Annotated in this window: 10 protein-coding genes, 1 tRNA gene and 1 other RNA gene; 6 read left to right on the top strand and 6 right to left on the bottom strand. The window is 36.7% G+C overall.

The window, feature by feature from the left end; all coding sequences use genetic code 11:
- The first annotated feature begins 71 nt into the window (after window positions 1-71).
- The 3 genes from grxD (at window position 72) to A6A20_RS00575 (ending at window position 4,779) form a co-directional block, all read left to right on the top strand.
- Window positions 72-401: a Grx4 family monothiol glutaredoxin gene (grxD, locus tag A6A20_RS00585; RefSeq protein ID WP_279571651.1), complete on the top strand. Its 330-nt coding sequence runs from the start codon at window positions 72-74 to the stop codon at window positions 399-401.
- Window positions 402-760: 359 nt separating this feature from the next.
- The gene (locus A6A20_RS00580; RefSeq protein WP_279571650.1) at window positions 761-2,788 is read left to right on the top strand and encodes a BCCT family transporter; all 2,028 of its coding nucleotides are present in this window, start codon (window positions 761-763) and stop codon (window positions 2,786-2,788) included.
- 50 nt (window positions 2,789-2,838) lie between these two features.
- On the top strand, window positions 2,839-4,779 hold the full coding sequence (locus A6A20_RS00575) for a BCCT family transporter (protein ID WP_279571649.1): 1,941 nt from the start codon (window positions 2,839-2,841) through the stop codon (window positions 4,777-4,779).
- 87 nt (window positions 4,780-4,866) lie between these two features.
- Here the strand turns inward: A6A20_RS00575 and bioB are convergent, their stop codons facing one another.
- The 3 genes from bioB to A6A20_RS00560 form a co-directional block, all read right to left on the bottom strand.
- Window positions 4,867-5,883, bottom strand: coding sequence for a biotin synthase BioB (gene bioB / locus A6A20_RS00570; RefSeq protein WP_279571648.1), 1,017 nt, complete (start codon window positions 5,881-5,883; stop codon window positions 4,867-4,869).
- 41 nt (window positions 5,884-5,924) lie between these two features.
- Complete coding sequence (locus A6A20_RS00565; RefSeq protein ID WP_279571647.1) at window positions 5,925-6,887, bottom strand: calcium/sodium antiporter; 963 nt, start codon at window positions 6,885-6,887, stop codon at window positions 5,925-5,927.
- A gap of 130 nt (window positions 6,888-7,017) precedes the next feature.
- Window positions 7,018-7,093, bottom strand: a tRNA-Asn gene (locus A6A20_RS00560).
- A gap of 436 nt (window positions 7,094-7,529) precedes the next feature.
- Here A6A20_RS00560 and uvrB point away from each other — a divergent pair.
- Window positions 7,530-9,563, top strand: a complete 2,034-nt coding sequence (uvrB, locus tag A6A20_RS00555; protein WP_279571646.1) for an excinuclease ABC subunit UvrB — start codon at window positions 7,530-7,532, stop codon at window positions 9,561-9,563.
- 124 nt (window positions 9,564-9,687) lie between these two features.
- Here the strand turns inward: uvrB and A6A20_RS00550 are convergent, their stop codons facing one another.
- From A6A20_RS00550 to A6A20_RS00540, 3 genes are all read right to left on the bottom strand, one after another.
- A complete protein-coding gene (locus A6A20_RS00550; RefSeq protein WP_279571645.1) occupies window positions 9,688-10,467 on the bottom strand; it encodes a leucine-rich repeat domain-containing protein in 780 nt (259 codons plus the stop codon).
- An 88-nt stretch (window positions 10,468-10,555) separates the two neighbouring features.
- On the bottom strand, window positions 10,556-11,629 hold the full coding sequence (gene dinB, locus A6A20_RS00545; protein ID WP_279573707.1) for a DNA polymerase IV: 1,074 nt from the start codon (window positions 11,627-11,629) through the stop codon (window positions 10,556-10,558).
- Window positions 11,630-11,699: 70 nt separating this feature from the next.
- Window positions 11,700-13,298, bottom strand: coding sequence for a DUF2813 domain-containing protein (locus A6A20_RS00540; protein WP_279571644.1), 1,599 nt, complete (start codon window positions 13,296-13,298; stop codon window positions 11,700-11,702).
- A 116-nt stretch (window positions 13,299-13,414) separates the two neighbouring features.
- Here A6A20_RS00540 and A6A20_RS00535 point away from each other — a divergent pair, with 116 nt between their 5' ends.
- Window positions 13,415-14,329 (top strand): LysO family transporter, encoded by a 915-nt coding sequence (locus A6A20_RS00535; RefSeq protein ID WP_279571643.1) that lies wholly within the window; start codon window positions 13,415-13,417, stop codon window positions 14,327-14,329.
- 52 nt (window positions 14,330-14,381) lie between these two features.
- Window positions 14,382-14,748, top strand: a transfer-messenger RNA (tmRNA) gene (ssrA, locus tag A6A20_RS00530).
- Window positions 14,749-14,861 lie beyond the last annotated feature (113 nt).

Genomic DNA, 14,861 nt, shown 5'->3' with positions numbered 1-14,861 from the left:
CCAAGGTCTATGTTATACTCTTGCGTCAATTGTTTATTTATTGACAAATTTTGTTTATCTTGAGGTAAAAAATGGAAACTTTAGAAAGAATTAAACAACAAATTAGTGAGAACCCTATTTTAATTTATATGAAAGGTTCGCCAAAATTTCCGTCTTGCGGTTTTTCTGCTCGTGCGGTTGAGGCATTAATCAATTGCCAAGTGCCTTTTGGTTATGTGGATATATTACAACACCCTGATATTCGTGCAGAATTACCTAAATATGCGAATTGGCCGACTTTCCCACAATTATGGGTAGAGGGGGAGTTAGTCGGCGGTTGTGATATTATTTTAGAAATGTTTCAACAAGGCGAATTACAAAGCCTATTAAAACAAACCGCAGAAAAATATGCACAAGAATAATAGAGATTAACTTATAGCTGTTAATTTTTATAGTCGCTCCACTTTAAAATGATACAGTGTTGGTACGCCTCGCCGTACCGCCTTGTTTCATTTTAAATTGAAACGACTATATTATTTTACACATTTTAAGTTATCGCTATTTTATGTAACCACAAGGCAAAATTTTCTTCCTCTGTGGTTATCTTTTTTATATTGTCGTTAGATGATGAGATGATACTAGTCGTCCCACTTTAACATAATACAGTGCTGACACGCCTTGCCGTACTCTTTGTGCTGTCTTAGGCGTGCTGCCTTGTCTTATTTTAAATTGAAACGACTAGAATTTTGATCTGATTATTTTATTAATAGGAGTATGTCTTTTGTTTATTGCAAAGTTTTTACAAAATAAATCTTCGTTTAATCCTTTTGTCATTTCAATTACCATTTTTTTAGTTGTCTTATTGGTGGTATTAACTGTTGGTTTACCACAGGATAGCCAAGTGATATTGGATAGCATTAAATCGGGAATTTTTGCCAATTTTAGCTGGTTTTATATTATTGCTTTTTCTATTTTCCTGAGTTTTTTGTTTATTTTATCCATTAGTAACTTGGGTAATATCAAATTAGGTATGAATGAAGATGAACCTGAGTTTTCTTTCCTTTCTTGGCTAGCAATGTTATTTGCGGCAGGTATGGGCGTGGGATTAATGTTTTTTGGTGTAGCCGAACCCTTAACCCATTATTTCTCCTCCATTACCACAGGCAGTGCGGAACATAAACAACAGGAAGCCTTGTTACATACCTTCTTTCACTGGGGAGTGCATGCGTGGTCTGTGTATGGTGTGATTGCCTTAGCTTTAGCTTATTTTGCTTTCCGTTATAAATTACCGCTAGCCTTAAGATCTTGTTTTTACCCCCTATTAAAGGATCGTATTAATGGCAAATTAGGCGATATTATTGATATTTTAGCTTTGATTGCCACCTTATTTGGTATTATTACGACTTTGGGTATCGGTGCATCTCAGCTTGGTGCTGGCTTGGAACAAATGGGTTTTGTTTCAGAGAATACCTTTACATTGAAAATTGTGATTATTGCCATTGTGATGGGGCTTGCGGTTTTCTCTGCCATTTCTGGCGTGGGTAAAGGGGTAAAATTATTAAGTGAGATTAACCTTGTTTTGGCGTTTTTATTAATGCTATTTGTATTGGTTGCTGGCCCTACGCTATATTTATTATCTTCTTTCAGTGATAATTTAGGGACTTATCTGAGTAACCTGATTGGTTTAAGTTTTAAAACCTATATTTATGAGTCTGAAAATACCGGCTGGTTTACAGGTTGGACAATTCTTTACTGGGCTTGGTGGTGTTCTTGGGCGCCTTTCGTGGGCTTATTTATTGCCCGTATCTCTCGTGGTAGAACCATTCGTGAATTTATCTTTGGGGTATTAGCTGTACCAAGCCTATTTTGTGTATTTTGGTTTACGATTTTTGGTAATAGTGCCATTTGGATTGATACCCATGTCGCCAATGGTGCATTACACGAACTGATTTATGCACCAGAAAAATTATTGTTTGAATATTTAAATTATTTACCGTTTTCTACTATTACAGGGATCTCGGCGTTAGTGATCATTGCATTATTCTTTATCACTTCAGCGGATTCAGGTATTTATGTGTTAAATAATATTGCCTCTCGTGATAAAAGTTTAACCTCGCCACGTTGGCAGGCTATGATGTGGGGCTTATTAATGTCCATTGTTGCCATTGTCCTTATGGAATTAGGTGGCTTAGGGGCATTACAAACCATGACCTTAATCGCCGCATTACCTTTTGCCTTATTAATGTTAATTATGTGCTTTAGTTTATGGAAAGGGTTAAGTGCTGATAAAAAATATTTTGATGCTAAGGTTACTCCAACCAGTATGTACTGGACAGGCGATAAATGGAAAGAGCGTTTAAATCAAATGCTTAACCAAACACAGGAAAAAGATATTCTAAAATTCCTCAAACATACCGCCTTGCCAGCAATGCGGGAACTGAGACAAGAGCTTATTGGCGTGCATAATTTAAATGTTGAAGTGGTACATAATTTTGAACAAGATGAGCCAAGCGTTGAAATCATTATCAAAAAAGAATCAATGCGTGATTTTATGTATGGTATCAAATCGGTAAGTTATGAAGTGTCAGAACAGTTAATTAACGATGAACATTTACCGCATATTCAACATGCCACAACTTATCAGCCTATTACTTATTTCTTTGATGGGCGAGCAGGTTATGACGTACAATATATGACACGCAACGAATTGATTGCGGATATATTACGCCAATATGAACGTTATCTCACCTTGCTTGATGATGTGGGTCAAGAGCTTATGGCACACGAACAAACAGAATTAGCTGAGTAGGACATAAACACTTGGTGCAATCGCACCAAGTGCTTTTTTATGGATAGAAATTGAATAAAAATAAACTTATCAGAGTAACTATGCGGTTATTTGCTTCTTCCACCTTTAATCTCAATGTGGTGCTAACCAGTTTATGTTTTTGTGGCATCATTATCGGCTTGGTCATTTGGCAACCGCAACAAGCATTGCATTATCTTGCTTGGATAAGAGAGTTTATTTTTACCCAATTTAGCTGGTTTTATGTACTTACCAGTGCAGGATTTATCTTTTTTCTGATTTTCCTCGCTTTAACCCCTTATGGCGATATTAAATTAGGTAACGATGATGATGAACCAGAGTTTTCTTTAGGCTCTTGGTTCGCCTTATTATTTACCGCAGGCATGGGAATTGGTATCGTGTTTCTCGGCGTTGCTGAACCTCTGTCGCACTTTTTAGATCCCCTTAGTCATAATCAATTAGAACGTGATGCGGTTTTTCAAAGTATTTTTCATTGGAGCGTGAATGCTTGGGCAATTTATGGTGTTATCGCCTTAGCCATTGCTTATTTTGGTTTTCGCTATAAATTACCGCTGGCGTTACGTTCTTGTTTTTATCCTTTTTTTAAGCAAAAAATTGACGGTAAATTAGGCGATATTATTGATATTCTTGGGCTTTGTACCAGTTTATTCGGTATTATTTGTACTCTCGCTTATAGTGCCATTCGCTTAACGATGGCGTTCCCCGAAGGCAGATTAACCACGCAAGTGATCTTAGCTGGTGTATTTATTATTGCGATTTTCATCTCAATGAAACGCCTTGCCAATGGTTTACGTTTAGTGAGTGAATTAAATTTAGTACTCGCCTTATTGTTAATGTTATTTGTCTTAGTTGTCGGACCAACGGCGTATTTATTATCGGCGTTTACAGAAAATATTGGCTATTATCTCAGTAGTTTTGTCAATGTAGGCTTTCGTACTTATGTTTATCAGCCTGAAAATATAGAATGGTTTAAACAATGGACAATTCTTTATTGGGCATGGTGGTTTTCTTGGGCGCCAGCTTTTGGTATTTTTATTGCCCGTATTTCCAAAGGAAGAACCGTAAGAGAATTTATTTTTGGTATTTTAGTTGTGCCTAGTTTATTTTTTATTTTATGGTTTACCGTCTTTGGTAATGGCGTTATTTGGATTAATGAACATATTGCTAATGGACAATTAAAAGCACTGATCGATCAATCGGGTAAATTATTATTTGCTTTTTTATCTTATTTGCCCTTATCAACTATTTCACAATTTATTGCCCTTGCAGTCATTAGCTTATTTTTTATTACCACCATTGATTTTGGTATTTATATCTTAAATAATCTTGCATCAAAGGATAAAAGCCTGATAGCCCCCCGTTGGCAAGCCATTATGTGGGGAGCAATCTTAGCAACCGTTACCTTTATTTTATTTGAAATTGGTGGCACAGAGGCATTGCAAGCCACTATGCTGATTTTTTCTTTGCCCTTTGTATTATTAATGTTAATTATGGCAATGAGCTTATTAAAGGGATTGCGTTTAGATTATTATTACCATAATAGCGAACATAATCAGCAAAATTGGCTTAATGATGATTGGCGTGCTCAATTAAACCAATTATTAACTCAACATAATAAACAAGAGGTTATTACTTATTTAAAACATACCGCCTTGCCAGCGATGCGTGAATTACGCCAAGAATTAATTGGGATTTATGAATTAAATGTACATTTAGAAAGTGAATTTAATCAGATACAACCTTATATTTTATTGACTATCCAATTACAAAATGAACAACAATTTGAATATAAACTTGAATTAGAAAAAAATATTAATTATGAACAGGAAAAACTTTATCAAGTGCTAGCAAAAAGTAATATTCACTCATCTCCTTATGAAATACAGCATTTGCAAAAAAATGAATTAATCGCTGATATTCTACAACAATATGAACATTATTTGGCACAGGATTTGGAGATAGAAAATATTTAATTATATAGAGGAAAGATGATAAAAAGTGCGGTCGTTTTGGAGAAAACTTTTGAAAAACCTACCGCACTTTTATATTAAGTATAAGAATTATTGTTTATCGGATTTCAACCGATTATGTTCTGTTTCTGGTTCAAGATCGAGTTTTGCCATTAATTCTTGGTCGTGATCTTCTTCTGGGTTTTCTGTTACTAATAATTTATCCCCATAGAAAATAGAATTTGCTCCAGCCATAAAGCACATAGCCTGCATTTCTTCGCTCATACCCTGACGTCCTGCGGAAAGGCGGACATAACTTTTTGGCATCGTAATACGTGCGACAGCAATGGTGCGTACAAATTCTGTCCAATCCAGTTTTTCTGCATTAAATAATGGTGTGCCTTCTACTGCCACTAATTGGTTAATGGGAACAGATTCGGGCTGAGGATCTAAATTGGCTAGGCTAGCGATTAATCCTGCTCGTTCTTTACGGGTTTCATTCATACCAACAATACCACCACAGCAAACTTTTAAGCCAGCATTTCGCACTTTGCCAAGGGTGTTAATACGGTCATCAAAACGGCGTGTACCAATAATTTCTTTATAATGTTCAGGCGAAGTATCAAGGTTATGATTGTAGTAATCAAGCCCAGCTTCTTTTAATTCTTCCGCCATACCGTCTTGTAATAAACCAAAGGTACCGCAAGTTTCTAGTCCAAGGCTCTTAACAGCTTTGATGATTTCGGTAACCTTTTTAATATCTTTTGGTTTTGGACCACGCCAAGCCGCTCCCATACAAAAACGTCCTGCTCCGCGAGCTTTAGCGATTTTGGCTTTTTCAAGAATATATTCAACATCAAGAATTTCTTGGTTTTGTACACCTGTTTGATAGCGAGCGGATTGAGGGCAATAGCTACAATCTTCAGGGCAACCGCCTGTTTTAATTGACATTAGGGTGGAAAGTTGAATGGCGCGTGGATTAAAATTCTCACGATGTACCTGTGCCGCACGATAGACTAATTCCATAAATGGGGTTTCAAATAATGCCTCAACTTTGCAAACAGACCAATATTCTAAAGAAGGGTGTGGGGTTAAACTACTTATTTGTAATGGGGTTCGTATCGTCATAATTTTTCCGAAAAAGCATTTTGCTAATAGCTAAAAACAAATTAATGCACAGTATAAAATAGATATGTATTATAGCCAATATAAATCATTAATAATAATCCGCCTTTTGCTCTTGTGATTTGCCCTTGTTTTTGGCGAAAGCCGTAGCCTAATATAAACAAAGAAAAGGTGAGGAGTAACATGATTAGCATATCCCGACTAAAAATTTCAGGCATCACTTGCATTGGCTGAATTACGCCAGCTACGCCAACTACCGCGAGTGTATTAAACAAATTTGAACCGATAATATTGCCGACAATTAAATCGTGTTCGCCTTTTTTAGCGGCGATTAAGGAAGAGGCTAATTCAGGGAGGGAAGTGCCTACTGCAACAATGGTCAGACCAATGATTAAATCGGAAACGCCAAAATATTCGGCAATGTTTACTGCTCCCCAAACTAACATTTGTGAACTTACCACTAATAACATTAAACCAAGGATAATCCAAAATATCGCCTGAGATAGTCCCATTTTGGCTTGGGGAAGTGAGTTATTTTGTGTTACAGCGTTAGCTTTGGGGGTTAAATTTGTGCGAATTGTCCAAAGCATATAGAGAATAAAAATGGCTAGCAAGATCAGTGCATCAAGGCGAGAAATATTGGCATCGTAAATGAGCCATGCTGAAATCAAGCTAATTATGGCGAGAATAGGTAACTCTTGTTTTAAGACTTGTGGTGTTACCATAATGGGACGCATTAAGGCTGTTAAACCAAGGATTAGAGCGATATTGGTAATATTTGAGCCATAAGCATTGCCTAAGGCAATACCGGGGTTGCCATTGATAGCTGCAATGGTGGAAACGATAATTTCAGGAGCAGATGTACCAAATCCTACGATGATAATACCAATTAATAGCGATGGCATACCAAAATGCTTGGCGGTAATTGCCGCACCATCAATAAAACGATCAGCACTCCAAATTAGCAGGATAAGTCCAAAGATAATGGCAAGACTAGCAACAAGCATAATATATCCTCAAGGGTTGAATGGATAAAATAAAAGCCCATAGTCATATTGCAGGCTATGGGCTAAATTCTTTTAGTTATAACCAAGTTCTTATAAAAGGAGACAAATAAAAACTCACTAAAAGAAAAATTGGCTCCTCCTGCTGGACTTGAACCAGCGACATATGGATTAACAGTCCACCGTTCTACCGACTGAACTAAGGAGGAATAATTCTTTAATCATCCAAGATGGTGGCGAATGATAAAGATGTTTGATTGGCTTGTCAACAAAAAAATGTGTTTTTTATTTTAAAAATAAAATTAAATGGCATTTGTTGTGCCTATTAAATCTATTCTTTTTTTTCTATCCACAGTTGCTGTGGATAACTTTGTGGATTATTTTCAAGAAAAATCGTTCAGCCCTGATAAATCAAGGGGGATAGAGGGAGGAAAGGGAAATTGGTTGTAAAATGTCATTTCTTTATATATCAATAAGTTAAGAAATTTCCAGTAAAAAATGAAAATATTTTTTATAAAAATTTGAGCGAATACTCTTGACAAAGATAAGTCTGTGTAAAACTTAAAATTTTTTGCAAAAATGACCGCACTTTTGCATTGTGTTAGAATAGCTATTCAACAATAAATTGATAACATAGTGATGATTATGCGTGAAAAATCAGCCAAACCTTTTATTCTTCATTCTGACTTTAAACCTTCGGGCGATCAGCCACAAGCGATTGCTAAAATTATTGAAAATTTAAATGATGGATTAGCTCATCAAACCTTATTAGGGGTAACAGGGTCAGGCAAAACCTTTACGATGGCAAATGTTATTGCACAATTAAATCGCCCTGCGATGTTGCTTGCCCCGAATAAAACCTTAGCGGCACAGCTTTATGCGGAAATGAAAGCCTTTTTTCCAGAAAATGCGGTGGAATACTTTGTATCCTACTATGACTATTATCAGCCAGAGGCTTATGTGCCGAGCAGTGATACTTTTATTGAAAAAGATGCTTCCATTAATGATCAAATTGAACAAATGCGATTATCAGCAACGAAATCTTTTTTAGAACGGCGAGATACGATCGTGGTTGCCTCAGTTTCTGCCATTTATGGCTTGGGCGATCCTGATTCTTATTTAAAAATGATGTTGCATTTACAACAGGGGGCATTGGTTAATCAACGGCAAATTTTGGCACAACTTGCCGAATTGCAATATACCCGTAACGATCAGGCATTTCAACGGGGAACCTTTAGAGTACGGGGCGAAATTATTGATATTTTTCCTGCGGAATCGGAGGACCAGGCGGTGCGTGTGGAATTATTTGATGATGAAATAGAACGCCTTAGCCTGTTTGATCCGCTTACTGGGCATAGTTTTGGTACAGTTCCACGCTATACGGTTTATCCTAAAACCCATTATGTTACCCCTAGAGAGCGTATTTTAGATGCTATTGAAAAAATTAAAGCGGAATTGAGCGAGCGTAAACAATATTTTTTGCAACAACATAAATTGCTTGAAGAACAACGTATTAGCCAACGTACCCAATTTGATATTGAAATGATGAATGAATTGGGTTATTGCTCAGGTATTGAAAATTATTCACGTTATTTATCTGGACGCAATGAGGGAGAACCACCGCCAACCTTATTTGATTATATGCCGACAGATGCCTTGTTAATTATTGATGAATCACATGTTACCGTACCGCAAATTGGCGGAATGTATCGTGGCGATCGCTCTCGCAAGGAAACTTTAGTGGAATATGGCTTTCGCTTGCCCTCGGCATTGGATAATCGTCCCTTGCGTTTTGAAGAATTTGAACGGCTTGCGCCACAAACCATTTATGTTTCTGCTACGCCGGGGCCTTATGAATTAGAGAAATCAGGAAACGAAATCATCGATCAGGTGGTGCGTCCAACAGGTTTGCTTGATCCTGAAATTGAAGTGCGTCCAGTGATGACACAAGTTGATGATTTATTATCTGAAATTCGTTTGCGTGTAGCACAAAATGAACGGGTGTTGGTTACCACCTTAACCAAAAAAATGGCAGAGGATTTAACGGATTATCTTGCGGAACATAATGTGAGAGTACGTTATTTACATTCGGATATTGATACGGTGGAACGGGTGGAAATTATTCGTGATTTACGTTTAGGGGAATTTGACGTTTTGGTAGGAATTAACTTATTGCGAGAGGGCTTGGATATGCCAGAGGTTTCTTTGGTGGCAATTCTTGATGCGGATAAAGAGGGCTTTTTGCGTTCGGAACGTTCTTTGATCCAAACTATTGGGCGAGCGGCTCGCAATTTAAAAGGCAAAGCCATTTTATATGCGGATAGCATAACCAAATCTATGCAAAAAGCCATTGAGGAAACTCAACGCCGCCGTGAAAAGCAAATGCGTTATAACCAAGAACACCATATTGTGCCGCAGGCATTGAATAAAAAAGTAGGCGAATTATTGGATATTGGACAAGGGGCAAATTACAAAGCGAAACAGAAAAAACAACAAAAAAGGGTGGCAGAACCTACCGCACTTTATCAAACGCCAAAATCAGCGAAAGATTATCAACAGCAAATGAAGAAATTGGAACAACAAATGTACAAAGCCGCTCAAAATCTGGAATTTGAACAAGCTGCAAAATTACGCGATCAATTACATCAATTACGTGAGGCGTTTGTTGAGGCTGGGTAAATATAGTCGTCCCACTTTAAAATAATACAGCGTTGGCACGCCTCGTTGTATTATTTTTGGCGTGTCGCCTTGTCTTATTTTAAATTGAAATGACTATATTTTAAGACTATTTCCTTTATTTCCTCTATTTTTCATAGAGTTTAGGGTTACTTTTTAAAAGTCCCCATTTCAATTTAGGTAATTTTATTAACTCATGATAAAGTTTAGAAACTTCACGATTATTACTTAATGTTAAATGTTCTAAATTTTTTAATTCCAAAATTGGCGTATAGTCCTTATTTTGAAGCCGTTCTGTTAAAAGTGTGAAAAAACGTAATTGAGGCAAATTTCGCAAAAAATCAATATTGTCTATTTTAATATATTGTGGGGTCATATCATTTCCCGAAATACTCAAACTTTCAAGGTGGTTCAGTTTAACCAAGACGTCATAATTTGTGATTTTTTGAAAGTTTTCAACTGATAAAGCAATGATACTTTTGAGCTTAGACAATGGTTCTATACTTTCAACACTTGCTCCTGAACCAATGCACAACAGTTCAATATTTTCCAGATTTTCAATGGCAGAAATATCTTTATAAGCACCCCACTTTATTTCTAATCGTTTCAATTGTTTTTGATGACAAACTGCATCAAACAATTTTTGTGGCATTCGTGAATGAAAATAAAGTTCAGTGAAAGCAGTGGGGTTTTGCTCTAAAAATGTACACCAGTCATTTAAAATTCTTTTTTTATCCTTTTCTTTTTTATTATGTTTTTTTATCCAGTAATCAAGTTGCGTACAACCAATTGAAAGTATGTTTTCACCATTATATTCAGACAATTCAACAACTGTTTTTATTTTTTCTTGTTCCTCTTTAATATAATAGTTAAAACCATATTTTATTTGTCTGTCATTCAATTTCATATCAATATCCTAGTCAGGTTTAGCAATTTCTCTTATTGATACATTTTATTTTAAATATGAGTAGTCTCTAGTATAGTTTATAAACTTCCTACCACAAACTCATTTGCTGTTGTTTCTTTGGTTCAGTTAATTGAATATGTAAGCCAATTAAACGAATTTTACGTCCTTGTCTTCTTGTCCAAATATGTTCAAGTAATTGTTGAAAGTTGTTTTGATTAAAGGGTAACCCCGTTTTTTCTAAGGTGGTTACTTGAAAATCCTCAAATTTTAGCTTAATGCCTAACTTATGCCCTTGGGTTAAGGTAATCTGAGGGTATTTTGCGAGCCGTTGTTTGAGTTTTTGGTAAAGGGCTTTCAATATGCTTTGAGCTTGTTGCAAATCGGCGATATTTTTTAATAAGGTGGTTTCTACCCCAAGGGATTTGGGTTGGCTTGGCGGATTAACGGATCGTTCATCAATACCATGACTAAAATTCCAAATGCGTTGTCCCTGTTTACCAAAATGTTCAAGCAAGAAATGCAGGGAATGTTGTTGTACATCAGTGCAAGTGAGTAAGCCGAGTTGTTGTAATTTTTGTGCGGTAACTTTACCTACACCAGGTAGGGCGGAGAGGGAGAGGGGTTTGATAAAATCAGCGATTTTATCGGGCGTAATCACAAATTGTCCGTTAGGTTTATTTTTATCCGAGGCAATTTTGGCAAGGAATTTTAGCGGTGCAATGCCCGCCGAGGCGGTGAGATTTAGTTCTTTGGCAATTTGTTGGCGAATGGCTTGAGCAATCCAAGTTGCTGATCCCGAATATTGATGACATTCGCTCACATCTAAATAAGCCTCATCAAGGGAAAGTGGCTCAATAATATCGGTATATTGTTGAAAAATTTGATGAATTTGTTGGGAAACTTGTTGATACAAAGGGAAATTAGGCGGAACAAGAATTAATTGGGGGCAACGTTTTACTGCCTCAGCCGAGGACATGGCACTATGTAAACCAAATTGACGAGCCTCATAATTACAGGTTGTTAATACACCACGTTGATGAGGTTTTCCGCCCACAGCCATAGGTTTACCCATAAGGGCTGGGTTTTCTCGCATTTCTATGGAAGCATAAAAACAATCCATATCAATATGAATAATTTTGCGATATGTTGAGATAGTTGCCATAATAAACAGAAAGTGCGGTAAAAATTTTGCTAATTTTAACCGCACTTTACTGTATATACAACCAGTTTTTCTAATTTTCTTTGGTTAAAGCAAGCACTTTGCGAAAGAGATGACGGAATAAACTGGGGATTGCATTTTTGCCTTGCTTACGCATTTCAGCACAAAGGGCAAGGGCTAAATCTGGTTTAGAGCTACGTTGGATTGCTCGTTGGATAATTTTACTGGTAGGATAATAATTTTTATGGGGTTGCCAGCGGGCTAAACGGATAAAAATTTGGCTAAACCCTTGAGTATAAAAGAAATGTTCAATGTCTTTTTGTGGTAATACTGTTAGGCGTTGTGAGGCGTTTTCATATTCTGGTAGCATATTTTTGACAATTTCCGCATATTTTAAGCCTGCATCATCACCATCAGTAAGCACATACCATTGAATACCCATGGCTTTGGCATATTTGATTAAGGGTTTTAAACCAGATTGTGCAAATTCAACAAGACGAATACCATAGATATCTAAATGAATATCCAGTAATTTGGCTAATTCCGATAAAATCCAAACTTCGGTTTCGCCCTCTACTAAAATCCACATACGAGCAAATAAAGCAAGACTACGGTTATAATGCACATGAAAATTAAGACGGCGTAAATCTTCTTTATTGATATGATGATGCGTTAATTGGTAGGCTTGGGTGTCGCTTTGATAACGTACTAAACGGCAAATTGAAAATAATTCTACTTGAGCGAGTAATTCAACGGAGTTGGTGGTTGTAATACGCTGAATAGGTAAAGATTGTGCCAAACACCAAGCTATTGCCATCATTCTTGGGTGTAAATTTGCTCCCAGATCCTCAAATAAAATAATTGGACGGGTGTTTTTATTAAAATGAATATTTTTATGTTGGATAAAGAGTGAAGAAAGGGCTTGAAATAGGCGTTTCTTTAAATGATCGCTATTGGGCTGTTGTAATTTTTGGGTTAAAGATTGTGCTTTTTGCCAGAGTAGCGAAGTATCTTTTAATTGATGAATCAGTTGACGATATTGATCTTGTTGTAAAAAGTAGTAACGGAGCAATAATGCCACCGCCCTAATTTCCTCTTGAATTTTTTCTTGTTCAGGTTGGCGAGGTTGATCAAGTAATAAGGGCGAAAGCTGATGAAAATCTTGCTGTAATTGAGCATCACGAAAACGGTAAACAGGGTGCTGACTAATAAGAGAATAAACCAGTTTTTCTTTTGAAAGCGGTTGTAGGGTTTCGCCCTGTGGATCTAAAAAACTGTAATCTGTGATGATATTATCATTTTCAAGCCAATCCCCAGTAACACGCAGATAAATGTGTTTAGGTTGATCTGGTTGATGACTTACCATAACTTGTTGATAAAGTGGGGTATTTTGTTGTTCTAGCTCGCCTTGATATTTTTCGCAAAAACGAAATAACAAGGTAATATGACGATGTTGACGTGTTTCATCTTGATCAGCTTGATATTCAAGATGAAAATCATCAGGGGTAAATTGATAAAGGCTTTTATTGGGATTGAAAATTAAACTTAAAGCCGATAATAAACTGGATTTTCCCCAAGCATTTTCGCCAATTAAAACCATTTCAGGGCGTAATTGCATGGATAAACGATTGATGCCACGAAAGCCCACAATATCAATGTTATATAGATACATAATGATTTTTCTTCCTATTATCAATGCAAAAAATAATGCGAAATCATACCGCACTTTGTTATAATTTTGCCTTGATTTTTAGCTTAGCATGTATTTTAGCAAAAAACGAATTTATTATGTTTGAAGGATTGATGATTATTCTTGCCCCTATGTTTTTGGGCTATTGTGTAAAAGTAAAAGCGAGGAAAGTCTTAGCGAAAATTAACCAACTTTTGATGTTGTTGCTTTATATTATTTTATTTGTTATGGGCTATCATCTTGGGCAATTGGATAATATTATGCAAAAATTACCGCAGATTGCCTCTTCCGCACTTATTTTTGCTCTGCTGATTAATGGTTGCAATCTATTCGGATTAATCTTTTATGATAAATTAAATACTCAAACTTCTTTTCATCATTCCCAACAACAAATTACTTCCCGTTGGGGATTATTATGGGATTCTTTTAAGCTATGTGGTACGGTTATTATTGGGTTTATAATAGGTCTATTTGTCCAAAATAACGTTATTTTACCAGCGGATAGCAGCACTTATCTTCTTGTCATGCTAATTTTCTTGGTGGGAATTCAATTACGCAATAATGGGATTTCTCTAATGCAAGTTTTCTTTAATAAACAAGGCATTTATACTGCACTTATTATGATCCTGACCTCTTTACTCGGCGGTGCTATGGCGGCATTATGGTTAGATCTTCCTATTACACAAGGCTTAGCCATGGCATCAGGATTAGGTTGGTACACGCTGTCTAGCGTGATTATTCATGATGCTTGGGGAGCTGTGTTTGGTAGCATTGCTTTTCTTAATGATTTATTAAAGGAAATTTTAAGCCTATTTTTAATTCCATTATTAATGAAAGGTTTTCGTGCCGCGGCAATTGGCGTGGCAGGTGCTACCGCTTTAGATGTTAACCTACCTATTATCCAACGAGCAGGCGGAATAGGGGTTGTACCATTAGCCATAAGTTTTGGTTTTATTACCAATATTATAGCCCCCATTTTATTGGTTGTTTTTAGTGCAATACCCTTGAATTAAGTAGATTAATTTTGCTTTATCACTAAATTTTGTTATAATCCGAGCCAATTTTGGGGCTGATTTTGGATTCGACGGGATTAGCGAAGCCCAAGGTGCATGTCGAGGTGCGGTAGGCCTCGTAAATAAACCGCAAAAAAATAGTCGCAAACGACGAACAATACGCTTTAGCAGCTTAATAACCTGCTCATAGCCTTCTCTCCCTAGCTTTCGCTCGTAAGACGGGGATCAAGAGGAGTCAAACCCAAACGAGATCGCGTGGACGCCACCGCTTGAGGATCGAAACGTTAAATTAAACCAAGCTAGCTTATTTATCGCGTGTCTGTCCGCAGTGAATAAGTGAAACTAAAGACCAGACTAAACATGTAGTACTGAAGGTAGAGGAATTTCGGACGGGGGTTCAACTCCCCCCAGCTCCACCAGAAACATAAATCAAACAAATGCAAATTGACGCATAAAGCCTTGTGGCATAAGCCTTCAAGGCTTTTTTATTAACTCAAATTAAATCAAACAAACGCACACTAACGCAGTATTT

The organism is Volucribacter amazonae, assembly GCF_029783845.1.
Classification (GTDB): domain Bacteria; phylum Pseudomonadota; class Gammaproteobacteria; order Enterobacterales; family Pasteurellaceae; genus Volucribacter; species Volucribacter amazonae.
The sequence above is the reverse complement of the archived record's forward strand: the minus strand, read 5'-3'. Positions and strand labels throughout refer to the sequence as shown.

Bases quoted from the DNA above. Each gene is read 5' to 3' on its own strand.
- grxD (WP_279571651.1), top strand. From the start codon at position 72: ATGGAAACTTTAGAAAGAATTAAACAACAAATTAGTGAGAACCCTATT.
- bioB (WP_279571648.1), bottom strand. From the start codon at position 5,883: ATGACGATACGAACCCCATTACAAATAAGTAGTTTAACCCCACACCCT.
- A6A20_RS00565 (WP_279571647.1), bottom strand. From the start codon at position 6,887: ATGCTTGTTGCTAGTCTTGCCATTATCTTTGGACTTATCCTGCTAATT.
- uvrB (WP_279571646.1), top strand. From the start codon at position 7,530: ATGCGTGAAAAATCAGCCAAACCTTTTATTCTTCATTCTGACTTTAAA.
- A6A20_RS00550 (WP_279571645.1), bottom strand. From the start codon at position 10,467: ATGAAATTGAATGACAGACAAATAAAATATGGTTTTAACTATTATATT.
- dinB (WP_279573707.1), bottom strand. From the start codon at position 11,629: ATGGCAACTATCTCAACATATCGCAAAATTATTCATATTGATATGGAT.
- A6A20_RS00540 (WP_279571644.1), bottom strand. From the start codon at position 13,298: ATGTATCTATATAACATTGATATTGTGGGCTTTCGTGGCATCAATCGT.
- A6A20_RS00535 (WP_279571643.1), top strand. From the start codon at position 13,415: ATGTTTGAAGGATTGATGATTATTCTTGCCCCTATGTTTTTGGGCTAT.